Origin of the sequence: Gallaecimonas pentaromativorans (assembly GCF_003751625.1) — a bacterium.
In the GTDB taxonomy this organism is placed as follows: domain Bacteria; phylum Pseudomonadota; class Gammaproteobacteria; order Enterobacterales; family Gallaecimonadaceae; genus Gallaecimonas; species Gallaecimonas pentaromativorans.
Genome location: NZ_RJUL01000003.1, coordinates 359,236 through 382,521 on the forward strand (window position 1 = coordinate 359,236; position 23,286 = coordinate 382,521).

The following is a 23,286-nucleotide window of genomic DNA, read 5'->3' on the forward strand; positions in this document are numbered from 1 at the left end:
GTGAAACCCGAACTGAGGGTACTGGCCCCCACCCCCATCGAACTGGCGATGATGATCCTCTCGGTCGTGGCCGTGGCGGTGGTACTGGTGTTGCAGTTTGCGCCCCTCGACAGGGACGAGCGGGAATTGCTGCTGCTGATGGACACCGTCATCTGCGTGATATTCCTGACCCGCTTTGCCATTGGCCTGGTAAAGGCCCAGGACAAATGGGCCTATGTGCGTGCCCACTGGATAGATGTGCTGTCCAGTATCCCGGCGGTAGATGTGCTGCGCTACGGCAGGCTGTTCCAAGTGCTGCGGGTACTTAGGGTACTGCGCATGGCCAATCAGGTGATCCAGCAGCTGTTAAAAGAGAGTACCCATGCGGTGCTGGCCACCATATTGGTGACCCTGGTGGTGGTGATAGGAGGCAGCTCCATCGCCATTTTGCTGGCCGAGAGCAACAACCCCGCCTCCAATATCCACACCGCCGAAGACGCCATCTGGTGGTCGCTGGTGACTATTTCCACCGTCGGCTATGGCGATTACTACCCGGTCAGCACCGCCGGGCGCATCATCAGCGCCCTGGTGATCGTCACCGGGGTATCAATTTTCGGGGGATTGAGCGGTTTAATGGCGGCCCGGCTGACCCGCAGCGGCGAAACCGAAGAGCTGCACCACAGAACGGTGCAGCATAAGCTCGACAGTCTTGAGCAGCAGGTGCAATTGCTGAGCGAGCAGCTTGGCGCGCTCAGCGACCAACTCAAGGCCAGTAAATCGGCTGATCCAGCCCCAGCTGACGAGACTGATCCATCGCCACCACCAACGACTGGCGCTTGCGATTAAGCCAGGCTTCCAGCTGCTCTTCGTCCTCGTCGGACAAATCCAGGCGGCCAGCCAGCTGCCCCAGCCCTTCCAGGCGGCGCGCTTCTTCCAGACCGAACAGGAAATCCTGCCACAGCTCCAGCGCCGCCATGGCCAGGCCGTCCTGATAAAGGCCGGCGAAAGTGCGGCAGCACGTGAGGTAGCGCAGTACCCGCCCTTCCTGGTCCACATATTGCGCCAGACTCATACCCCGGGTCAGGTGCCGCTTGATGTCGGCAAAGGCCTTGGCAAGGTGGGTATCGGCAAACCATTTGATGGGTTTGTCGAGCTCGGCAAGAGCCGAGGCGTCAAGCTTTACTCGCCACTCTTTGAGCGCCACAAACTTCAGAGCTGAAAGTTTCAGGCGATTGGCGCGCTCGCCAGCCAGCAGCTGGGTAAAGAAGGCCAGGTTCGGCAGCACCTGTTGGCGGGCATTGGCCTGCTCCAAAAGCTCATCGCTGATGCTGAGCTTTCGAAAGCCGCTGCCTTTGCTGCCCAGCACCTTGGCAATGCGCACCTGGGCTTGGGCCTGGGCCAGCTGGTCGGCCAGCCATTGGCATTCTTGGCGCAGCTCGCTTGAGGCCTTGCGCGGCACCAGGCCGCCAAAGAGGCTCAATACCTGGCGCAAGTACTGCAAGGCCTCGCTGATGGCCAGCAATGCCTGCCAGCCCGGTTGCAGCAAAAACGCATCTTCGGCTTGCTGCCACTGGCTGATGGCGCAGGCCAGCGCTTGTTGCAGCACGTCGTCGTTGCTCATTTGCCGGTCAACAGCGGGCACCGGGGCATCCATGTCGAGACTGCCCTGGCCCTTGGCCAGCCAGTTGCCTCGCGCCGCCTTGGACAGGCCAAAGCACTGCACGCCGTCGCGCAGCAAGCCGCTGGCAAAATCAAACAGGGCTTTGAGGTCCTCGCCCTGCATTTCCAGCTCGAGCTCGCGGATCGGCAGGCAGCGCTCGCCGGCGCACACTTCGCCCTGGTCCCAGCAGAACTCCACCTGGCCGCTTGCCACCAGGGTTTTCTGGCGGGCAAAGTCGGTGGAGAACACCGGCACCAGCGCTTGCGCCAGGGCATTCAAATCGGTGCCCTGGGGCCAGACCTCGGCCGGGAAAGCGTGTAAGTCCGGCTTGTCGCCGTCGATGGGCAGGTTATATTCAGGTCTGGCAGAGAGCGCCGAGCCCGAATTGCCGGCCAGCTTGAGGGTTTGCTCCCGCTGGCCGTCCACTTCGCGGATGCGAAGGCCCATGCGCCAGCCGGCCAACAGACCGTCAGCGGTGTCAAAGTAGGTGTTTTTGAGGTGGCGACTGGCCGCCTCACCGAGAAGGGGCGCAAGCCAGCTGTCGGTGTCGACCTGGCTTGCTACGCGTAATTTAAGTTCAGTTTCGATGGCCATCGTGGCTTTTGGTTGACAGGTGTCGGGCTGATTATAACGGCCATAGCCGCAAAAAAAACGCCATTACCGTTTTATTACAGCAGACCTTTGCGCTATTCTTCGCGCCGCATTGGCCTGATGCCGACATTATCGTCAAATATGAGGGGCAACCATGCCTGCAAACAGTATCTTAGGTCTTTTCGCCAAATCGCCGATCCGGCCCCTGCAGCAACACATGGACAAGGTCCACGAGTGCTGCCAGAAATTGTTGCCATTCTTTGAGGCGGTCCTCGCCGACGACTGGCACCAAGCCGGGGAATTGCGCAACCTTATCAGCCAGCTTGAAAAAGAAGCCGACGCACTGAAGCGGGAGATCCGCCTGACGCTGCCGTCCGGCCTGTTCATGCCGGTTGAACGTACCGACCTGCTGGAACTGGTCAAAGAGCAAGACCGTATCGCCAACAAGGCCAAGGACATTGCCGGCCGGGTGCTGGGTCGTAAGCTCAAGATCCCTTCCATCTTCGCTGAAGAATTCGGCGCCTACCTTTCCCGTTGCCTGGACGCAACAGCGCTTGCCGCCAAGGCCATCAACGAACTGGACGAGTTACTCGAGACCGGTTTCCGTGGCCGAGAGGTTGAGCTGGTCAATCGGATGATCAACGAGCTCGATGACATCGAGCACGATACCGACGAGTTGCAGATCCGCCTGCGTCGCCAACTGCTGGCGATTGAGAAGGATCTGAACCCGATCGACGTCATGTTCCTTTACTCCATCCTCGAATGGGTTGGCGACCTGGCCGACCGAGCGGAGGGCGTGGGGTCACGCTTGGAGCTGCTCCTGGCGCGCAGCTAACAGGAAACAAACATGGATATCATCGCTAACTACGGTACCGTTCTGGTGCTGCTTGCGGCTTTTGTCGGCTTTTTGATGGCATGGGGTATTGGTGCCAACGACGTAGCCAACGCCATGGGTACCTCTGTGGGCACCCGTTCTCTGACCGTAAAACAAGCCATCATCATTGCCATGGTGTTCGAGTTTGCCGGGGCCTACCTGGCCGGCGGCGAAGTCACCTCCACCATTCGCAAGGGCATTATCGATTCCAGCGCCTTTGTCGGCCACGCCGACGTGTTGGTGCTGGGGATGATAGCTTCCCTGCTGGCTGCCGGGATCTGGCTGATTGTGGCGTCCCACTACGGCTGGCCGGTGTCCACCACCCACTCCATCATCGGTGCCATCATCGGCTTTGCCACCGTGGCCCTTGGCAGTGATGCGGTGCAGTGGGGCAAGACCCTGGGCATTGTCGGCTCCTGGATCATCACCCCCGCCATCTCCGGCCTGATTGCCTACTTTATCTTCGTCAGCGTGCAGCGCTTTATCTTCGACACCGAAGATCCGCTGAAAAACGCCAAGCGCTTCGTGCCGGTGTACATGTTCCTGACCGCTTTCGTCATCAGCCTGGTCACCCTGAAAAAGGGCTTGTCCCACATCGGCTTGCACTTGAGCAACGGCGAAGACTGGCTCTACTCCTTCCTTGCCTCTTTGGTGGTGATGATTGGCGGCTACCTCTTTATCGGCCGCAAGCAGTATAACCCCTCCGACGACAAGGACATGGGTTTTGCCAACGTTGAGAAGGTGTTCGCCATTCTGATGGTACTGACCGCCTGCGCCATGGCCTTTGCCCACGGCTCCAACGACGTGGCCAACGCCATTGGCCCGCTGTCGGCGGTGGTGAGCGTGGTGGAAGCGGGCGGCGTGATCGCCTCCAAATCCTCTATCGCCTGGTGGATCTTGCCCCTTGGCGGCTTCGGTATCGTACTGGGCCTGGCGGTGATGGGTAAAAAGGTGATGGCAACCGTCGGCACCGGCATTACCCATCTCACCCCCAGCCGCGGTTTTGCCGCCCAGTTTGCCACCGCCACCACTGTGGTACTGGCTTCAGGCACCGGCCTGCCCATCTCCACCACCCAAACCCTGGTAGGGGCCATCATGGGTGTGGGCCTGGCCCGCGGTATCGCTGCCCTTAACCTGTCGGTTATCCGCAACATCGTGGTGTCTTGGGTCGTTACCCTGCCGGCCGGGGCTTTGCTGTCCATCATCATCTTCTGGATCCTCGAAGCACTGATCCTCTCCTGAACATCAAAGGCCATGGCACTTGCCATGGCCTTTTTTGCTATCTAGGATTGTGCGGCGACTTTTATTCGGATAATCAACACAATGCTAAAGCGTGCGCTGCTTCTGCTGCTGGTTTTGACACCAGGGCTTTCCTTTGCCGATCCTGCCTACGTCAGTGAAGACGTTTATATTTTCCTGCACTCCGGTCCGTCCCGCGATTACCGCATCATCGGTTCAATCAACGCCGGTACCGAGCTCAAAGTGCTGGACCACAGCGGTGACTTCACCAAGGTGGAAGACGATCAGGGCCGTGACGGCTGGGTGGAAAGCCAGTTCGTAACCACCACCCCGTCGTTCAGGGTCACCATTCCCAAACTCCAGGCCTCCCTTAAGGCTGCCCAGGACAAAATCACCGAGCTGTCTTCCGGCCACGAGGCGCTTGCCAGCACCCTGGACAACCTCAAGCAGGACAAAGTGCAGCTGACCCAACAAGTGCAGGAACAACAGGCCACCATCAGCCAGTTGCAAAGCCAGGTGAAAGGCATGGACCAAAGCAACCTGATGCGTTGGTTCATGTATGGCGGCGGCGTGGCCGGTGCCGGTTTGCTGCTGGGGTTGGTGCTGCCGCACCTGGTGCCCCGCAAGAAACGCAAGGACATGTGGGTTTAATATATTGCCCCCAAATAAAAAGGCCGCGTATCGCGGCCTTTTTATTTGTATACCGAATGCAAACATTAAAATAAAAAACCAAAAAATACGCATTAAAACCCAAATATAACCACATCCACCAAAGCATCTTTCCTGCCATAACACCCGCCACAGGCGGCACTTGTCATTTTAGAGCCCACGCTCTAGTCATGCAGCCCCCCCGCATAGCCAACAAGCCTTATTTTTGCTGCCTTAACAGCACAATCATTCGCACTGTAAACAGTTAGCCATCAATGATAGAAGGGAGCGGTAAAGGGGCGTTTTGTGAGCCAATCTTCAGTGCTTTCACGCGCTGCTCAAATGCGGTGAAAAGGGGATTTTCATGCACCGTGTATATTGTATACTCTGCGCCGTCCTGCCCGCCGAGGGTGGAAATTTCATCAGCCTTTGGCTCACAACAGAGCCCTGTAGCAAAGGTGTCTAGCCCTATGTTCAATCCAAGCCAGGTGATTGCACCGGATTACCAGCTGCCCAGCCTCGATGTGCTGCGCCAAGCCATTACCGACAACTACGCGGTAGATGAAGAAAGCTACCTGACCGAGCTGTTAAAGCTGGTGCCAAGCGCCGAAGAGCAGGTACAGGCCACCTCCAAGGAAACCGAGCGGCTGGTGACCAAGATCCGTGCCCATCACGACAACGGCGACGGTATCCAGGCCTTCTTGCAGCAATACAGCCTGGACACCCAAGAAGGCATCATCCTGATGTGCCTGGCAGAGGCGCTGCTGCGCATTCCAGACCCTGACACCGCCGACGCCCTCATCAAGGACAAGCTGTCCGGCGCCGACTGGGCCAGGCACTTTAATCAGTCCGAATCTTTGCTGGTGAATGCTTCCACCTGGGGCCTGATGCTGACCGGCAAAGTGATCACCATGGACCGCCGCATCGACGGCAGCCCGGCAAGCCTCTTGAACCGCATGGTCAATCGCCTGGGCGAGCCGGTGGTGCGTAAGGCCATGTACGCGGCCATGAAGATCATGGGCAAGCAGTTCGTGCTGGGGCGCACCATCAAGGAAGCCCTGAAGAACTCGCAAAAGTCCCGTAAGCTGGGCTACACCCACTCCTACGACATGCTGGGCGAAGCGGCCCTGACCGCCAAGGACGCCCGAAAGTATTTTGACGACTACGCCAGCGCCATTGCCGCCCTGGGCAGCGCCGAATACGACGAAAGCAAAGCCCCCCGCCCCACCATCTCCATCAAGCTCTCGGCCCTGCACCCGCGCTACGACGTGCAGAACGTCGATAGGGTACGTACCGAGATGGTGGAGATTGTTCGCCAACTGGTCGAAAAAGCCCGCGCCGCCAACATCGGCCTGCAAATTGATGCCGAAGAAGCCGACCGCCTGGAGATCTCCCTGGATATCTTTGAAGCGGTCTATCGCAGCGATGCTGCCAAGGGCTGGGGCAATTTCGGCCTGGTGGTACAGGCCTTTTCCAAGCGTGCCCTGCCGGTACTGAACTGGCTGGCCCGCCTTGGCCAAGAGCAAGGGGACCTTATCCCGGTGCGACTGGTAAAAGGCGCTTACTGGGATACCGAGATCAAGCTGTGCCAGGCCGCCGGCCTCAGTGGCTACCCGGTTTATACCCGTAAAGCCAGCACCGACGCCTCCTACCTGGCCTGTGCCCGCTTCTTGCTGAGCGAGCACACCAAAGGCGTGATTTACCCGCAGTTTGCGTCCCACAACGCCCACACCGTCACCGCCATCAAGGCCATGGCCGCTGGCCGGCCTTTTGAATACCAGCGGCTGTGGGGCATGGGCGACGAGCTGTACGACACTGTGCTGGAAGAAAACCCCGGCCAGTCGGTCCGTATCTACGCGCCGGTGGGCAGCCACAAAGACTTGCTGCCCTACCTGGTGCGCCGCCTATTGGAAAACGGCGCCAACAGCTCCTTTGTACACAAGTTGGTGGACCCGAAAACCCCGGTCTCGAGCCTGGCCACCCACCCGCTGAAAACCCTGGCCGAGGCCCCGAGCCTGGCCAACCACAAAATTCCGATGCCCGCGGCCATTTACGGCACCCGCAAGAATTCCGGAGGCACCAACTTGCATATCCAGTCTGAAGCCAAGCCTTTCTTCGACGCCCTGGCGCCCTTTAAAAACCACCAATGGCAAGCCGGCCCCATTATCGGCGGCAAGGTACAAAGCGGCGAGCCGCAGCAGGTGGTATCGCCCCATAACCACAGCGATGTGGTAGGCACCGTCGGTTTTGCCGGCGCCGCCCAGGCCAAAGAAGCCATCACGCTGGCCAAGGCCGCCTTCCCGGCCTGGCGCAACAGCAACGTCGAAGTGCGGGCCAAGGCCCTGGAGACCTTCGCCGATGTGATGGAAGAGCACCAAGCTGAGCTGATCGCCCTGGTTGCCCGTGAAGCTGGCCGGATCCTGCAAGACGGCATCGACGAAGTGCGCGAAGCCGTGGATTTCTGCCGCTACTACGCCCAGCAGGCCCGCAAGATGTTCAACGGCGCCGAAGTGCTGCCCGGACCCACCGGCGAGCTCAACGAGCTGTACGTGCAAGGCAAGGGCGTGTTCGTTTGCATCAGCCCCTGGAACTTCCCGCTGGCCATCTTTGTTGGCCAGGTAGCGGCGGCCCTGGCCACCGGTAACACCGTGATTGCCAAGCCGGCCGAGCAAACCTGCCTAGTGGCGTTTCGCGCCATCGAATTGGCCCTCAAAGCGGGTGTGCCAAGCGACGTGCTGCACTTCCTGCCCGGTGACGGCGCCGGTGTCGGCGCAGCCCTGACCAGTGACGACCGTATCGCTGGCGTGGTGTTTACCGGCTCTACTGCTACCGCCAAAGCCATCAACAAGGCCCTGGCCGACCACGACGGTGCCATCAAGACCCTGATCGCCGAAACCGGTGGCCAGAACGCCATGATCGTCGACTCCACCGCCCTGCCCGAGCAGGTGGTGAACGATGTCATTGGCTCTTCCTTTACCTCCGCCGGCCAGCGCTGCTCAGCCCTTAGGGTCCTGTACGTGCAAGCCGACGTGGCCGACCGCATTCTGGAGCTGCTAAAAGGCGCCATGCAGGAGCTGGTGGTAGGGGACCCTTGGGATTACAAAACCGACATCGGCGCCGTTATCGACAACGATGCCAAGGCCCAGTTGGAAGCCCACCTCGAAGCGCTCAAAGACCTTGCCAAGCCCATCGCCACCACCCCCATGGGTGAAGCCACCCGCAACGGCTCTTTTGTCACCCCGACCGCGGTTGAAATAAGCAGCATCGACCAGCTGACCAAAGAGAATTTCGGCCCCATCCTGCACGTGGTGCGCTTCAAGGCCGACGAACTGGACAGCGTAATAGACGCCATCAACGCCACCGGCTATGGCCTGACCCTCGGCGTACACAGCCGCAACGAAGGCCTGGCCTTGGAAATCGCCGACAAGGCCAACGTGGGTAACTGCTACATCAACCGTAACCAGATAGGCGCCATGGTCGGCACCCAGCCCTTCGGCGGCCAGGGCCTGTCCGGCACCGGCCCCAAAGCCGGCGGCCCGCACTACCTGTTCCGGTTTGTCACCGAGAAGACCCGCACCAACAACATCACCGCCGTGGGTGGTAACGCCACCCTGCTGACCCTGGGCGACTAAGGGCGCAAGCAAGGCAAAAGCCGCAGCAACCGCTGCGGCTTTTTTATTTCAGCCCTCTTCACTCAGGGCGGTTATTACTGTCATGACCCCGGCATAGCGGTATATTTCAGGACGATGACAGCGCTCGTTCACACTCAAGACAGCCGCCTTAATAAAACATTAAGGTTTTGCCGTACTTGGTATTCGATGATGCGCCCTGCTCCTTTTGACGCCCACTGGCGTCTGCGTCCACTTTTGACGCTCAACATCCTTTCCCTGCTGCTGCTCGCTTCCTGGCTCTGGCCCGTTACTCGGGCTTTGTGGGACAACTTTGACGATCAGCTCTTTACCCTGCTCAACAGCCCCTTGCAGCATTCCCACTCCTACGCCCTGGTATGGGCGCTAGGTAGCATCAGGCCCATGGACATTGCCGTGGGCTTGGTAATGATGTGGTTTTTGGTGCGCCGGGATCTGGTATTTAGCGCCCTGCACCTTCGCAAGGCCCTGTTTGGCTTTTTAATTTTGCTGGCGCTGCTGCTGGTCACCCGGATGCTGTTCACCTCGGTGTCCTACAAGCTCGGCTGGGAGCACGCCAGCCCGTCGCTGATAGAATCTCACGCGGTGCGCCTGACCGAACTCTTCCCCGATTGGGAAAAGGTGGCCCTCAAAGACAGCGCCGGCCATAGCTTCCCGGGGGATCACGCCTCGGTGGTGCTGCTGTGGGCGCTCTTTTTAAGCTTCTTTGCCCGGGGCTGGAAGCTCGCCCTGGTGTGGGCCCTGACGGCACTTTTCATGCTGCCAAGGCTGGTGGCCGGAGCCCATTGGGGCTCGGATGATTTTGTCGGCGGGCTCTTTATCAGCCTGATGTCCATCGCCTGGGGCTGTTACACCCCCTTCCTGGCGCGGGCAGAGGCCTTGGTGGAGCGCCTGGCGGCGCCGCTGATGAACCGCCTTGGTAAGCTGCCGCTACTGACCCGCAGCCGGCTCTTTAACCCGCAGCCTTAACTCCGTTAATCGGCGGTCTTGGTATTGGCTGGCCCCTGGGCGCTGTTGTCCAGGGGCCAGTTGGTAAGGGCATTTAGCCAGATTATCTTGCCGTCAAAGCGCACCTTGGCGCTGTCCGGCCCTATCTCCAGCACATCAATCTGCTCATAGCTCTCCCCCTGGTGCAGTTTGCGGCCGTTAAATTTCACCCAGCGCTCAGAGGGATCAGAGGCGTAAAAATGCCCGGTGTAAAAGATATGGTCAGCCTTGATACCGCGAGATACAGGCGCGGCATCGTCCTTTAACACCGGCGCCGGAGCCGGCTTTTGGGCATTGATAAAGAAAGGGTCCTGGCTGATGGCCGGCTCTCGCACCCGCACCATGGGGGCGGTGGAGTCGTTGCTGGGCGCTGGCGCCCCCTTGGGGGTGATGGCCTTGGGCACAGTTAACACCGGCTCCAGGGCCGACAGACTCAGCCAGGACGCCAGCGCCAAGGCCAGCAGCACCACCAGGGTCAAGGCGCGGCGCCACCACAGGCGCGTGTCGGCGATAAAGCCCCCTTCAATAGCGGCAGGGGCTGGCTGCGGCTGGCGCCGGGCCAGGGCTTTGGCAAGCAGGCTCATAACACGGGTCCGGGCGCCCCTAGGGCGCGGTTAAGGCGTACCAGGGTGTTCTCGCCAGCCAGGCCATCGGCCTTGAGGCCCGACTGGCGCTGGAAGCTGCGCACCCGGTTTTGCATGGCGTCGTCATAACGCTGGGTATTTTGGGGCTGGTCGTGCAGCACCTGGCTTAAGGCGCCGTCGAGCCAAGCCACCAGATCGCCCTGATTACCGGGCACCAAGGCGTTGTCAAATTGCGGCGGTGGGCGCCACAGCAAAATGGCGTTGCCGCGATAATGCAGGTCTAGCCAATGGCTGGTCACCGACACCGTTTTGTTGCTGAGCACCAGTTGGTAATCCTTGCCGGCCTTGGTAAGAGCGGCAAAAAAGCGCTCGCCGCTGTCATCCAGCAGCTCCAGCACCGCCGGGCGGCCAAGGGCTACCAATTCCCGCCAGGGGCCTTCCTGGCGCAGGCAACGAAAGCCAAGGCGCTGGGCCTGGGTGCAGGGCTCGCCGTCCGGGGCCTGCATGCCCCAGGCGGCAAAAAGCGCGTCAAAGGCGGCCAGGGAAATACGGTCTCGGGCCGCCGGCACAATATCGGCAACGGCAGCCACATCAGCGCTGGCCTTGGTAGCGGGCGCCGCAACCGGTGCGCTTGGGGCCGGCCCACTGTGCTGGCCTTGCTGCATCCAGGGATAGGCGGCCATGGCACCGGCTCCTGCCAGGGCCAATAGCGCCCAGGGCCACCAAGGCATGGGACTTTTGGCCGGGCGCAGCTCCTGGCCAATGATCTCCCGAGCCGCTTCGTCCATCATTCGCGCGTCTACTTTGTCTTGCTGGGCGCCGTAGGCCCCCATCATGGCCCTGTCGCACAGCAGGTTCATCAGCCGCGGAATGCCGCCGCTGTGTTTGTGCAGGCGGCTGACAGCGGCGCGGGTAAAAAGCGGACGCTCACGCCCGGCAATGCGCAGGCGGTGCAGCACATACTGGGCGCAGTCCTTGCGGCTTAGCGGCAGCAGGTGGTAGCGGGCGGTAATGCGCTGCGAGAGCTGGCGAAGCTCCTGGCGGCGCAGTAGCTGATTAAGCTCGGGCTGGCCGATAAGGATGATTTTCAGAAGCTTTTGGGTATCGGTTTCAAGGTTGGTCAAGAGCCTGAGCTGTTCGAGTACCGACACCTTGAGGTGCTGGGCTTCGTCCACCAGCAGCACCGTTTGCCGACCTTGCTGGTGGTTTTGCAGCAAGAATGCCTGAATCACGTCGGTCAACTGCTTGAGGCTCGGCTGCTCGGGATAGGGGATCTTGAGCTCGTCGCACAAGGTGGCCAGCAGCTCGCTTTCGGTGAGCATGGGGTTGAGCACGAAGGCAAGATCAGTCAGTTCGGGCAGCTCTTTGAGCAGGCGGCGCGACACCGTGGTTTTGCCGGTGCCCACTTCCCCGGTCAGCAGCACAAAGCCGCCGGTATCGCGCAGGCCAAACTTCAAATGCGCCAGGGCCTCGCGGTGGCGCTCGCTCATATAAAGGAAGTGTGGGTTCGGCGCGATGGAGAACGGGTTTTCCGTCAGCCCAAAGAAAGATTCGTACATGGCTCGTCTGTTGTGCAGTTTTCCGCCCATATGGTTACGCGCCAGTGCTGCTTTGGCAAGGTATAATGGCCGCTCAAGCAGGAGGATTTGTGAACTGTTATCTGGTTGGCGGCGCTGTCCGCGATGAGCTGTTGGGTTTTGAGGTCCATGACCGCGATTGGGTGGTGGTAGGCGAAACGATCGAGGCCATGAAAAAAAACGGCTTCGAGCAGGTTGGCCGGGATTTCCCGGTGTTCTTGCACCCCAAGACCCATGAAGAGTATGCCCTGGCCCGCACCGAGCGTAAAAAAGGCAGCGGCTATACCGGCTTTGAAGTGTCGGCCAGCCCCGATGTCACCTTGGAAGAAGACCTGATCCGCCGCGACTTGACCATCAACGCCATGGCCAAAGCCGAAGACGGCACCCTGATTGACCCTTACGGCGGCAAGCGCGACTTGGATAACCGGCTGCTGCGCCATGTCTCAGACGCTTTTGTCGAAGACCCTGTGCGGGTGCTGCGCCTGGCCCGTTTTGCCGCCCGCTTTGCCCATCTGGGCTTTACCGTGGCACCAGAGACCCAGGCACTGCTGCAAACCATGGCCGCTTCCGGCGAGCTGGACGCCCTGACCCCAGAGCGGGTGTGGAAGGAGCTGGAAAAGGCCCTTAACACCCCCTCGCCCCAGGTGTTTTTTGAGGTACTGCGCGCCTGTGGCGCCCTTGAAGTGCTGTTTGTGGAACTGGCCAACCTCTTTGGGGTGCCGGCCCCGGAAAAGTGGCACCCGGAGGTAGATACCGGCATTCACACCCTGCTGGTGCTGGCCCAGGCCGCCAAGCTCACCACTGACATCGAAGTGCGCTTTGCCGCCCTGTGCCACGACTTTGGCAAGGGTCTGACCCCGCCGGAAAAATGGCCCAGCCACCATGGTCATGGCCAGAGCGGCCTGCCCCTTATCAAAAGTTTTTGCGAGCGGTTTCGGGTGCCCAATGGCTGCCGGGATTTGGCGCTATTGGTCTCCGACCTCCACTGCCAGGTACACACCGCTTTTGAGCTGAGGGCCGCTACCCTTATCCGGCTCTTTGACAAGTTGGACGCCTGGCGAAAGCCCGAGCGGGTCGAAAAGCTGGTGCTGGCCTGCATTGCCGATATCCGCGGCCGCACCGGTTTTGAGCAGCACCCCTACCCCCAGGCCGACTGGGTCAGACGGTGCTTTAATGCGGCAAGAACGGTGGATGTAAAAGCCATAGTGGCGCAGGGCCTCAAAGGCCCTGCGGTAGGTGAGGCGGTAAACCGCGCCCGTATCGAGAAGGTGCAGGCCTTAAAAGACGCCGAGAAACACAAAAAGGCCGATGCCTAAGGCCAGGCGATACAGCACGAACGGCAACATACCAAGGCGCGACAAAATCTTTAAAAACCAGTGAATACAGGCCAGGGCGCTGGCAAAGGAAATGGCCGTACCCAGGGCAATTTCATTCCAATCGACCATAGCCCCGGCCTTGACCATCTTCAGGCCCTCGTAGCCACCCGCCATGACGATGACCGGAATGGACATCAAAAACGAAAAGCGCGCCGCCGCCACCCGATTCAGGCCCAGCATCAAGGCGGCGGTCATGGTCACCCCTGAGCGGGAGGTGCCAGGGATCAGCGCCAGCGCCTGGGCAAGGCCGATGAGGATGGCGTCTTTCCAACTGGCCTGATGCTCATCCTTATTGCCCTTGGCCCTGGCATCGCTCCACCACAGCAACAAGCCAAAGAGGATGGTGGTGCTGGCAATCACATAGGCCGAACGGCCGTATTGTTCGATGAGATCTGACGCCAAGAGCCCAAAGGCGCCAGCCGGGATGGTGGCCACGATGATTTGCCAGGCCAGGCGGCTGTCTTGGTCGCGCCGGCCGGTAAAAGACTGCACCCAGGCCACTAGCATGCGGCCCACGTCCTGGCGAAAATACCACACCACCGCCAACAAGGTGCCCACGTGCACCGCCACGTCAAAGCCCACGCCTTGGTCCTGCCAGCCCAGCAACTGGGACGGCAAAATCAGGTGGGCAGAGGATGAAATGGGCAAAAACTCAGTGAGGCCCTGCAATAACGCCAGGACAATAATTTCAATAAAACTCAAGACTTATTCCTCGAATGGCACTTTCCACAGGGGTTGGTTCTTGTCGAACCCCTGCCATAGGCTCTTGTAGCTGTGATTGGTTCCCGGCAAGCTTTCATCCGGTACCAGTTCGGCCAGGGGCCAGAGCACAAAGGCGAGTTTGAGGATATCGGGCCTTGGCAGCACGGTGGGTTCCAAGCAAACCCGGTCGCCGAAGGTCAAAAGGTCGATATCCAGGGTGCGGGGGGCGTATTTCTTGGCGTTCTCGGGGCGGCCGTGGGCAAATTCCACGTCTTTTATCCAGGCCAGCACGGCCTCTACTGGCCAGTCGGTCCAGGCCTTTACTGCCATGTTCAAAAAATTGGTGCCGTTAAACCCCACCGGCTCGGCCTCGAACACCGGCGAGCACTGAATATCGCCAAAGGCATCGCGCAGGGCCTTGAGCCCGGCCCGCAAATGCAGCTCCGGGGTGACATTGGAGCCGAGACTAAAGAGCATCGGCGTCATGCGCGGCGCTCGATGATCAGCCCCACATTGCGGGCATTGGGCACGGCGCCGGGTTTGGAGAGCTTCATCTTCAGCCAGCTGACGCCAAATTGGCTCAGCAACTGCTCGGCGATGCGCTCGGCCAGGGTCTCAATCAGTTCGAATTGGTGGGTTTCGGCAAATTGGCTAATAAAAGCGCTGATTTTCCCGTAACATAAGGCCTGACCGTAGTCATCGCCCCTGGCCGCGGCCTGAATGTCGGTAGCCAGTTCCAAGTCAAACACCAGCTTGCGCTTGTGGGTCTTTTCCCAGTCGAAAATACCAATGACGGCATAGACTTCCAGGCCTTCTATAAAAATGCGATCGGTCACAGGTCGGTTCTCGTTTAGGTGCCAGCCCTGTTAAGCTTTGGGCCTGCTGGTGTGACAACGGCAGCCGAGTTTACCTTATCGATTAAACGGAAAAAACTAAGCCCTATCATGATAGCCACTGCCGTACTGATGACCCTGCTTGCCTACCTGATGGGATCAGTCTCCAGTGCCGTGATCGTTTGCCGCCTCTTTGCCCTACCCGACCCGCGCCAGCACGGCTCCGGCAACCCCGGCGCCACCAATGTGTTGCGCCTGGGCGGCAAAGGCGCTGCCGCCATGGTGCTGGTAAGCGATGTGCTCAAGGGCACTATTCCGGTGTGGACCAGTTATTTCCTGGGTATCGAGGCCATCTGGCTAGGGGTTATCGCCATTGCCGCCTGCCTTGGCCATATCTTCCCCATTTTCTTTCATTTTCGTGGCGGTAAAGGCGTGGCAACCGCCTTTGGCGCCATGCTGCCCATTGGCTTGAGCCTCGCCGGGCTGCAAATTCTCACTTGGCTGCTGCTGGTGATTTTGACGCGGCTCTCTTCCCTGGCGGCCATTCTCACCGCCGGGCTGTCGCCGCTCTTTACCTGGTTTATCAAGCCAGCCTATGTGATCCCGGTGGCCATGTTGTCGCTGCTGATTATCATCCGCCACAAGGACAACCTGCGCCGCTTGTGGAACGGCACCGAGCCCAAGATGAAGTTTCGCCGCTCCAAGCCCCAATAAAGGTAAAAAGTGAGGAATAACAAAAGGCGGCCTGAGCCGCCTTTTTTAGTCGATGCTCGCCAGGGACTCGAGGGACCAGCGCGGCTGGGCTTTTACCCCCAATTCACGGCTGCCTTCTTTGGCCAGGCGCAGGGCACCTGCTAGCGCGATCATGGCGCCGTTGTCGGTGCAGAACTCGGGGCGGGCGTAAAACACCTCACCTTTTCTGCCAGCCATCAGCTTTTCCAGGGCGGCGCGCAGGCGCTTATTGGCACTGACACCACCGGCGATAACGATGCGGTTATAGCCGGTTTCCTTGAGCGCGCGGCGGCATTTGATAACCAGGGTATCCACCACCGCTTCTTCAAAGGCGCGGGCGATATCGGCCTGGGTCTGCGCGTCGTCCCCTTCGCTGCGAATAACATTAGCGGCGGCAGTTTTAAGGCCGGAGAAGCTAAAATCCAGGCCCGGCCTGTCGGTCATGGGCCGCGGAAAGGTAAAGCGCTCAGGATTGCCTTTTTCAGCCAGCATCGCCAAACGCGGGCCGCCGGGGTAATCAAGGCCCAAGAGCTTGGCGGTTTTATCAAAGGCTTCACCGGCAGCGTCATCGATAGACTCGCCAAGGATGCGGTATTTACCTATGCCCTCTACCGCCACCAACTGGGTGTGGCCACCGGAGACCAGCAACGCCACAAAAGGAAATTCGGGCGGGCGCTCTTCAAGCATGGGCGCCAGCAGGTGCCCTTCCATGTGGTGTACGCCAATGGCCGGAATGTTCCAGCCGTAAGCCAGGCTTTTACCTATGGTGGCCCCTACCAGCAAGGCGCCAACCAGCCCTGGGCCAGCGGTGTAAGCCACGCCGTCGAGGTCTTCACCGTTAAGCCCCACCTCGTGCAGCGCTTCTTTTATCAGTGGCAGGGTTTTACGCACATGGTCGCGAGACGCCAGCTCAGGCACCACACCGCCGTAATCGGCGTGCAGCTTTACCTGGCTATAGAGCCGGTGGGCCAGCAAGCCTTGCTCGGTGTCGTAGATGGCAATGCCGGTTTCGTCACAGGAGGTTTCGATACCTAAAACGCGCATGGGGAGCCTCGCAACCACAGGGGGCCGCTATCTTACCCATAGCCAGACCCCATCTCCACCTTTATGGTGACATATCGGCTTTACATTGCCCTTTGGGCTACGTTAGAATTCCGCACCATTTTTAGTCATATGTGGTCATTTTGCAGACCACCTAACCGTATAACCCCTGAGGTGATGGTACATGCCGGTAATCAAAGTACGTGAGAACGAACCTTTCGACGTAGCCCTGCGTCGTTTCAAGCGCTCCTGTGAAAAAGCAGGCGTGCTGGCCGAGTGCCGCAAGCGCGAATTCTACGAGAAGCCCACCACTGAGCGTAAGCGCAAGAAAGCTGCTGCCGTTAAGCGTCACGCCAAGAAACTGGCTCGCGAAAACGCTCGTCGCGTTCGTCTGTACTAATTCGTTCAGGCATCCGGAGCCGTTATGAGTCTCAGAGAGCAACTCACCGACGCGCAAAAAGATGCTATGCGTGCCAAGGACAAACCGCGCCTTGGCACGTTGCGCCTCGCCCTTTCCGCCATTAAACAGGTAGAAGTGGATGAGCGTCGCGAACTGAGTGACGACGATATCATTGCCATCATCACCAAGATGATTAAGCAACGCCGTGACTCCATCTCCCAGTATGAAGCTGCAGGCCGCCAAGAACTGGCCGATGCCGAAGCTGGCGAGATAACAGTTCTGCAGGATTTCCTGCCTAAGCAGCTCAGCAGCGACGAAGTCGCCGCGCTGATTGACCAAGCCATCAGCGAAACCGGTGCCAACGGCCCGGCGGACATGGGCAAGGTCATGGGGTGGCTCAAGCCCAAGCTGCAAGGCCGTGCCGAGATGGGCCCCATCAGCGGCCAGGTCAAGGCCAAATTAAGCGCCTGACAATTCTGATACGGGTGATAGGATAACTCCTTCACCCGATCCCTTATTTTTCGCGCTGGCTGGAGCATCATGGCTGGAACCATTCCCCGTGATTTCATCGACGATCTGTTGGCCAGAACCGACATCGTTGAGCTAGTCAGTAGCCGCGTCAAACTCAAGAAAGCCGGTAAGAACTACAGCGCTTGCTGCCCTTTTCACAGCGAAAAGACGCCGTCTTTCTCGGTCAGCCCGCAAAAACAGTTTTATTACTGTTTTGGCTGCGGTGCCAAAGGCGATGCCATCAAGTTTGTCGAAGAGTTCGACCGCATCAACTTTGCCGAAGCCGTCGAAGAGCTGGCCGCCATGCACGGCCTGGAAGTGCCCCGCGAAGCCCAGGGCCCGCAGCGTAATGCCAAGGCCCAGGAGCGCCGGGAAGATGCCTACGCCCTGATGCAAAGCATCCAGCACCAGTATTACCAGAATTTAAAAGAGCACCCGGCGGCAGTGGATTACCTCAAGGGCCGCGGTTTGTCGGGAGATATCGTCAAGCAGTTCGGTATCGGCTTTGTGCCCGACGAATGGGACAGCGTCCTGAAAAAGTTCGGCACCAGCTTTGAGCGCCAACAGCTGCTGATGGACACCGGCATGCTGGTGCAAAACGACAGCGGCCGCCGTTATGACCGCTTTCGTGACCGGGTCATGTTCCCCATTCGTGACCGCCGCGGCCGTACCATCGCCTTTGGTGGCCGGGTGCTGGGAGACGGCACCCCAAAATACTTAAACTCGCCGGAAACCCGTATCTACCACAAGGGCTCCGAGCTGTACGGCCTGTATGAAGCCCGCCAGGCGAACCGCGATTTGGAGCGGTTGGTGGTGGTGGAAGGTTATATGGACGTGGTGGCGCTGTTTCAGGCTGGCATCACCTATGCGGTGGCAAGCCTTGGCACCTCCACCACCAGCGACCAGCTCGAACTGCTGTTTCGCTCCAGCCCAGAAGTGATTTGCTGTTACGACGGTGACCGCGCTGGCCGCGAGGCGGCCTGGCGCGCCATGGAAAACGCCCTGCCGCTGCTGCGCGACGGCCGCACCTTGAAGTTTATTTTCTTGGCCGATGGCGAAGATCCCGACTCCATGGTGCGAAAAGAAGGCAAAGCCGCCTTTGAAGCGGCCTTGGCCGGTGCCCTGCCCTTGTCGCAGTTTCTGTTTCAGGAGTTGGAAAAAAGCATCGACATGAGCAGCCCTGACAGCCGCTCGCGCTTGGCAGAAAAGGCAGTGCCGCTACTCGATAGGCTGCCAGACTCGGTCTATCGGGTGATGCTGCGTGAAAACCTGGCCAAGCGCCTGGGGGTAGCCGAGGAACAATTAGAACGTTTTGTGGCCAAAACCCCTGCCAACGCGGCCGGGGCCGCCAACAAAGCCAGAGGCAAGGCTGGAAGGCCGCCACTGATGCGGCTGACCATCGCCATTTTGGTGCAACACCCGGCCTTGGCCAACGATTTACCTGATATGGATTTTCGTGCATTACGTCTGCCCGGGGCAGAGGTATTGGACGAAGCGGTGCGGGTTATAAAGGAAGGCAGTATCCCAACAACGGGTCAATTACTGCGCAGGCTTGAAAATAGCCAACATGCCCCCATCTATAACAAGCTGGCAGAACTTGACCTTTCTGCCGTCGAAGACAATCTGGCCCCGGAACTACTTGGCGCCGTTGAGCGCCTATTGAACGAATCGCTTGAGATTCGCTACCAAGAGCTTGTTGCCAAGCAAGACAGGAAACAGGCTACAGAAGAAGAAATTCAAGAACTTATGGCATTGATTTCGGCGAAGGCCGGGATTGATTGACACACAGACTGTGCTAGCAGTGAGCAGTACGACTCGCTATACTGTCGTATTCACTTTTTGGCATGGCTATTCAACCTGAGCGGATGATGTCTATGGAGCAAACCCCACAGTCGCAGCTTAAACTTCTGGTCGCTAAAGGTAAAGAACAGGGCTACCTGACTTATGCCGAAGTGAACGACCATCTGCCGGACGACATCGTCGATTCCGATCAGATAGAAGACATCATACAGATGATCAATGACATGGGTATCCAGGTGTTCGAAAGCGCACCTGACGCCGATACCCTGATGATGTCTGAAGATTCTACCGACGAAGATGCCGTCGAAGCTGCTGCCCAAGCTCTGGCCACCGTTGAAAGCGAACTGGGCCGCACTACCGACCCGGTGCGCATGTATATGCGCGAAATGGGTACCGTTGAACTGCTGACCCGTGAAGGCGAAATCGACATCGCCAAGCGTATCGAAGATGGTATCAACCAGGTACAGAGCTCCGTTGCCGAATACCCTGAAGCCATCACCTACCTGCTCGATCAATACGACCGAGTAGAAGCAGGCGAAGCGCGTCTGTCCGACATTATTGCCGGCTTCATCGATCCTAACGCTGTTGAAGATGCGGCACCGACCGCGACCCATGTCGGTTCTGAACTGACTCAGGATCAGCAGAACGAAGAGGAAGACGACGAGGAAGAAGAAGAGGACAACTCCGAGGACGACAACAGCCTCGACCCGGAGCTGGCCCGTGAAAAATTCGCCGCATTGCGCGCCCAGTACGAGACCGCCCGTGTTGCCATCAAGGCCAAGGGCCGTGCTTCTGACGAAGCCCGAGACGAAGTACTGAAACTGGCGGAGATCTTCAAAGAATTCCGTCTGGTGCCCAAGCAGTTTGACCGTCTGGTTGCCGAGATGCGCGACATGATGGACCGCGTCCGTACTCAGGAGCGGTTGATCATGAAACTGGCGGTGGACGATTCCAAAATGCCCCGCAAGGTGTTTATCAAAACCTTCCCGGGCAACGAGTCCAACATGGGCTGGCTGGACGGCCACCTGGAAGCGGCCAAGCCGTATTCCGACACCATGAAAGCCATCGAAGAAGATCTGCGCCGCTGCGTACAGAAGCTGCAACAGATCGAGCAGGAAACCGGCCTGACCATCGAGTCCATCAAGGACATCAACCGCCGCATGAGCATTGGCGAAGCCAAAGCCCGTCGTGCCAAGAAAGAGATGGTGGAAGCCAACTTGCGTCTGGTTATTTCTATCGCCAAGAAATACACCAACCGCGGCCTACAATTCCTGGATCTCATTCAGGAAGGCAACATCGGCCTGATGAAGGCGGTGGACAAGTTCGAATACCGTCGCGGCTACAAGTTCTCAACCTACGCCACTTGGTGGATCCGTCAGGCCATTACCCGCTCCATCGCGGACCAGGCCCGCACCATCCGTATCCCGGTGCACATGATTGAGACCATTAACAAGCTCAACCGTATTTCCCGCCAAATGCTGCAGGAAATGGGCCGCGAGCCCACCCCGGAAGAGCTGGCCATTCGCATGGCTATGCCGGAAGACAAAATCCGCAAGGTGCTGAAGATCGCCAAAGAGCCGATCTCCATGGAAACTCCCATCGGTGACGATGAAGATTCGCATCTGGGGGATTTCATCGAGGACAACACCCTCGAGCTGCCGGCGGACGCGGCCACCAGCGAAAGCCTCAAGTTTGCCACTCAGGAAGTGCTGTCCAGCCTCACCCCCCGTGAAGCCAAGGTACTGCGCATGCGGTTCGGTATCGATATGAACACCGACCACACCCTGGAAGAAGTGGGCAAGCAGTTTGACGTTACCCGTGAGCGTATCCGTCAAATCGAGGCCAAGGCCCTGCGTAAACTGCGCCACCCTTCTCGCTCCGAGATTTTGCGCAGCTTCCTCGACGAATAAGCTCAGCGCTTAACAAAAACGGCACCCTAGGGTGCCGTTTTTTATGGCAGGTAAAACACCGCCAACCAGATGGTGGGGGCGTCAGGGCAGGTCCAGTTCACCCTATGCTTGCAACCGGGCGGTAGCTCGATATAGTCGCCCGCCCCCAATCTCACGGCGCTGCCGTTTTCAAACCCCAGCTCCGCCTCGCCTGCCAGCACCAACACCCATTCCCCTTCGCTTTGCTCGTACCAAAAGCCGTCCGGCGAGCTTTGGCCGTGGGAGACAATACGCTCGACGCGCATATCGCTGCGCCTTAGCAGGGTTTCAAAGACTTCGCCGTCAAAGGCATCGGGCAGCGGCGTAAACAGGTTAGCTTTATTCATGCCAAGAGTATGGCCATCAATACCGGGGTTGCCAGGCTCAGCATAAAGCCCGAGACAATGGCCACCGGCACGGCGCTGGCGCCGCCACTTTTTTGGATAACCGGCAGGGAAAAATCCATGGCGGTAGCCCCGGCATAACCAATGGCCAGCGGCAAAGCCCGCTGCATCAGGGTGGGGATCAGGGCCAGGGCTACCAGTTCGCGGAAAAGGTCCACAAAGAAACTGGTGGCGCCCCACAGCGGCCCCAGAGCATCGCTCACCAGGATGCCCGACAAGCTGTACCAGCCAAAGCCGCTCACCACCCCCATGGCATGGCGCACCGGCAACCCTAGCCAAGGGGCCAGCAGGGCACCGGCCAGTAAAGTGCTGGCAAAGACTGTCAAAGCGATAAAGACGCCAAGGCGATTTAAGAACAGCTGGCGCAGGCTCATGCCGGCGGCGCGCAGCTGCATACCGATGAGCAGCAGCAGCAGGACCAGCGCAGCCTCGGAAAAAAGGTGGGCGTTAACGGGTAACACCAGGCCCAGCAAGGTACCTGCCGCCACAGTGCCAATCAGGATGCCAGAGTCCTTAAAGACGCTGGCCCAGGCAATGGGCTGGCGCTCCCCTTGTCGGCCATGGTCGTGAAAAAGCTTGGACAGTCCCCACAGCCCCAGCACATTGGCAGCGGTGATGGCAGCAAAGATACCGGCGGTGGTACCGGCCATTTTCATTAAAGCTGGCCCCAGGTTGTCGATAGCCGCCAACCCCATGCCCATGAAAAATAAGATGAAATAAACGAGGTAGCTGACAGCCTGGTTCACCCGGGCCATCCAGGATGCATTCAAAACAGGTACAGCGTAGCCCACCAGCAGGGGCACCAGGATCACAAGCAGGGAGGCAAACATGGATAACTCAGAGACGGCAATAAAGGCCGCAGGTTATCACCTTTTTACATGCTCAGCATGGCCCGGTGCGCTTGGCGCCGTAGGGTTCTGACACGCCCCTGCAAGCCAAGGGCAGCGCGTCCTGCCAGGCTGCCGGTGGCGGCTGCCATCAACGCCAGATTGCGCACTATCACCGACCCCAGCACCACCAGGGACAAAACCAGGGCAAAAGCCGCCTGCAGCGATGCCAAAACGAAACGGATAACCATGACCTTGTCTCCGGTCGAAAAACGATGCGCCTAGGATTACCGATTTGAATACACACATCTAACGGAGAAAACCGAACAGCATGTTCGCCATGCTTAATTCTTCGCCAAACCCTTCAATCCCTTGGGTTTTGGCCCGGTCAAGGTGATGACAAGCCAAGTCCAAACCCCTTATACTCCCCAGCCACGGCCCCTTAGCTCAGTTGGTTAGAGCAGTCGACTCATAATCGATTGGTCGCCTGTTCAAGTCAGGCAGGGGCCACCAGATACCAAAAGGGCTAGCCGGTTTTGCCGCTAGCCCTTTTTTGCGTTTGTGAGGCAGTATTGCCAAGCCTCTCTCAACATGCCAAGCTCGCTCCGGCAATCTTGCCATTCCAGTTCCCCCCGCATCCTCTATTCCAGGCACTCGTTTTTGCACGACCGGCCTATACCAAAGGCTTATCCCTGACCTTTTTTCAGTGCTGCTTCACCAGAGCAACGACCTTTTTCTCAACGGTATTTACGAAGCGCGATAACGGCTGAAAGCCTTGCCATTAGCGACTTCCAGCCACATTGACTGTTTTTAATGCCAGGGGCTTAAAACAGACATTTTTGGACCAAAAGGCGTTTTTTATACCTAGGCATAGTTTCTGCATTTTTGACGGTGTTTTAACTTTATACCAAGCGACATCAGTGGTTTGCCGCGCACTTTCAGAGGGT

22 protein-coding genes and 1 tRNA gene are annotated in these 23,286 nt (G+C 58.8%); 13 read left to right on the forward strand and 10 right to left on the reverse strand.

Annotated features, from left to right (window positions below):
* Positions 1-825, forward strand: coding sequence for an ion transporter (locus EDC28_RS07265; RefSeq protein WP_123421134.1), 825 nt, complete (start codon positions 1-3; stop codon positions 823-825).
* Here the strand turns inward: EDC28_RS07265 and EDC28_RS07270 are convergent.
* Positions 743-2,233: a CYTH domain-containing protein gene (locus EDC28_RS07270; protein WP_123421135.1), complete on the reverse strand. Its 1,491-nt coding sequence runs from the start codon at positions 2,231-2,233 to the stop codon at positions 743-745. The two genes, EDC28_RS07265 and EDC28_RS07270, sit on opposite strands and share 83 nt — an antisense overlap.
* Positions 2,234-2,384: 151 nt before the next feature.
* On the opposite strand from EDC28_RS07270, the gene EDC28_RS07275 reads away from it, so the two are divergent.
* The 5 genes from EDC28_RS07275 to EDC28_RS07295 all read left to right on the forward strand — a co-directional run bounded on the left by EDC28_RS07275 (position 2,385) and on the right by EDC28_RS07295 (position 9,607).
* On the forward strand, positions 2,385-3,065 hold the full coding sequence (locus tag EDC28_RS07275; protein ID WP_050657154.1) for a TIGR00153 family protein: 681 nt from the start codon (positions 2,385-2,387) through the stop codon (positions 3,063-3,065).
* 12 nt (positions 3,066-3,077) lie between these two features.
* The gene (locus EDC28_RS07280; RefSeq protein WP_050657153.1) at positions 3,078-4,346 is read left to right on the forward strand and encodes an inorganic phosphate transporter; all 1,269 of its coding nucleotides are present in this window, start codon (positions 3,078-3,080) and stop codon (positions 4,344-4,346) included.
* Positions 4,347-4,427: 81 nt separating this feature from the next.
* Entirely contained in the window at positions 4,428-4,994 is a 567-nt protein-coding gene (locus EDC28_RS07285) for a TIGR04211 family SH3 domain-containing protein (protein ID WP_050657152.1), read from the forward strand.
* A 467-nt stretch (positions 4,995-5,461) separates the two neighbouring features.
* Positions 5,462-8,623 carry a bifunctional proline dehydrogenase/L-glutamate gamma-semialdehyde dehydrogenase PutA gene (gene putA, locus EDC28_RS07290; protein WP_123421136.1) on the forward strand — a complete coding sequence of 1,054 codons (3,162 nt, stop codon included), beginning with the start codon at positions 5,462-5,464 and terminating at the stop codon, positions 8,621-8,623.
* Positions 8,624-8,809: 186 nt separating this feature from the next.
* Positions 8,810-9,607, forward strand: a complete 798-nt coding sequence (locus EDC28_RS07295) for a phosphatase PAP2 family protein (RefSeq protein WP_244946557.1) — start codon at positions 8,810-8,812, stop codon at positions 9,605-9,607.
* Between the two features lie 5 nt (positions 9,608-9,612).
* Here the strand turns inward: EDC28_RS07295 and EDC28_RS07300 are convergent, their stop codons facing one another.
* Positions 9,613-10,209, reverse strand: coding sequence for a general secretion pathway protein GspB (locus EDC28_RS07300; RefSeq protein WP_123421137.1), 597 nt, complete (start codon positions 10,207-10,209; stop codon positions 9,613-9,615).
* A complete protein-coding gene (locus EDC28_RS07305) occupies positions 10,206-11,768 on the reverse strand; it encodes an ExeA family protein (protein ID WP_123421138.1) in 1,563 nt (520 codons plus the stop codon). Before EDC28_RS07305 ends, EDC28_RS07300 begins: the two co-directional genes overlap by 4 nt.
* Positions 11,769-11,857: 89 nt before the next feature.
* On the opposite strand from EDC28_RS07305, the gene EDC28_RS07310 reads away from it, so the two are divergent.
* Complete coding sequence (locus tag EDC28_RS07310; protein ID WP_123421139.1) at positions 11,858-13,102, forward strand: multifunctional CCA addition/repair protein; 1,245 nt, start codon at positions 11,858-11,860, stop codon at positions 13,100-13,102.
* Here EDC28_RS07310 and EDC28_RS07315 read toward each other — a convergent pair.
* The 3 genes from EDC28_RS07315 to folB are packed head-to-tail and all read right to left on the reverse strand — an operon-like array spanning position 13,064 to position 14,700.
* Positions 13,064-13,864 carry an undecaprenyl-diphosphate phosphatase gene (locus EDC28_RS07315; RefSeq protein WP_123421140.1) on the reverse strand — a complete coding sequence of 267 codons (801 nt, stop codon included), beginning with the start codon at positions 13,862-13,864 and terminating at the stop codon, positions 13,064-13,066. The genes EDC28_RS07310 and EDC28_RS07315 overlap by 39 nt on opposite strands.
* 3 nt (positions 13,865-13,867) lie before the next feature.
* Entirely contained in the window at positions 13,868-14,350 is a 483-nt protein-coding gene (gene folK / locus EDC28_RS07320; protein WP_123421141.1) for a 2-amino-4-hydroxy-6-hydroxymethyldihydropteridine diphosphokinase, read from the reverse strand.
* Entirely contained in the window at positions 14,347-14,700 is a 354-nt protein-coding gene (gene folB, locus EDC28_RS07325) for a dihydroneopterin aldolase (protein ID WP_050657145.1), read from the reverse strand. Before folB ends, folK begins: the two co-directional genes overlap by 4 nt.
* A 108-nt stretch (positions 14,701-14,808) precedes the next feature.
* On the opposite strand from folB, the gene plsY reads away from it, so the two are divergent.
* Positions 14,809-15,411, forward strand: coding sequence for a glycerol-3-phosphate 1-O-acyltransferase PlsY (plsY, locus tag EDC28_RS07330; protein ID WP_123421142.1), 603 nt, complete (start codon positions 14,809-14,811; stop codon positions 15,409-15,411).
* A gap of 45 nt (positions 15,412-15,456) precedes the next feature.
* Here plsY and tsaD read toward each other — a convergent pair whose 3' ends face one another.
* Positions 15,457-16,473 (reverse strand): tRNA (adenosine(37)-N6)-threonylcarbamoyltransferase complex transferase subunit TsaD, encoded by a 1,017-nt coding sequence (gene tsaD, locus EDC28_RS07335; RefSeq protein WP_050657143.1) that lies wholly within the window; start codon positions 16,471-16,473, stop codon positions 15,457-15,459.
* A gap of 181 nt (positions 16,474-16,654) precedes the next feature.
* On the opposite strand from tsaD, the gene rpsU reads away from it, so the two are divergent.
* The 4 genes from rpsU (at position 16,655) to rpoD (ending at position 21,090) form a co-directional block, all read left to right on the forward strand.
* A complete protein-coding gene (rpsU, locus tag EDC28_RS07340) occupies positions 16,655-16,870 on the forward strand; it encodes a 30S ribosomal protein S21 (protein WP_008485630.1) in 216 nt (71 codons plus the stop codon).
* A 24-nt stretch (positions 16,871-16,894) separates the two neighbouring features.
* The gene (locus EDC28_RS07345) at positions 16,895-17,341 is read left to right on the forward strand and encodes a GatB/YqeY domain-containing protein (RefSeq protein WP_050657142.1); all 447 of its coding nucleotides are present in this window, start codon (positions 16,895-16,897) and stop codon (positions 17,339-17,341) included.
* Positions 17,342-17,410: 69 nt separating this feature from the next.
* Positions 17,411-19,162: a DNA primase gene (gene dnaG / locus EDC28_RS07350; protein ID WP_050657141.1), complete on the forward strand. Its 1,752-nt coding sequence runs from the start codon at positions 17,411-17,413 to the stop codon at positions 19,160-19,162.
* A 92-nt stretch (positions 19,163-19,254) separates the two neighbouring features.
* Complete coding sequence (gene rpoD, locus EDC28_RS07355; RefSeq protein ID WP_050657140.1) at positions 19,255-21,090, forward strand: RNA polymerase sigma factor RpoD; 1,836 nt, start codon at positions 19,255-19,257, stop codon at positions 21,088-21,090.
* A 41-nt stretch (positions 21,091-21,131) separates the two neighbouring features.
* On the opposite strand, the gene EDC28_RS07360 is transcribed toward rpoD, so the two are convergent.
* Genes EDC28_RS07360 through EDC28_RS07370 form a run of 3 tightly spaced genes read right to left on the reverse strand, consistent with a single transcriptional unit; the run spans position 21,132 to position 22,590 of the window.
* A complete protein-coding gene (locus tag EDC28_RS07360) occupies positions 21,132-21,455 on the reverse strand; it encodes a cupin domain-containing protein (protein ID WP_050657139.1) in 324 nt (107 codons plus the stop codon).
* The gene (locus EDC28_RS07365; RefSeq protein WP_123421143.1) at positions 21,452-22,342 is read right to left on the reverse strand and encodes a LysO family transporter; all 891 of its coding nucleotides are present in this window, start codon (positions 22,340-22,342) and stop codon (positions 21,452-21,454) included. Before EDC28_RS07365 ends, EDC28_RS07360 begins: the two co-directional genes overlap by 4 nt.
* 44 nt (positions 22,343-22,386) lie before the next feature.
* Positions 22,387-22,590 (reverse strand): hypothetical protein, encoded by a 204-nt coding sequence (locus EDC28_RS07370; protein ID WP_050657137.1) that lies wholly within the window; start codon positions 22,588-22,590, stop codon positions 22,387-22,389.
* Positions 22,591-22,775: 185 nt separating this feature from the next.
* Between EDC28_RS07370 and EDC28_RS07375 the strand changes: the two genes are divergently transcribed.
* Positions 22,776-22,852, forward strand: a tRNA-Ile gene (locus tag EDC28_RS07375).
* Positions 22,853-23,286: the final 434 nt, after the last annotated feature.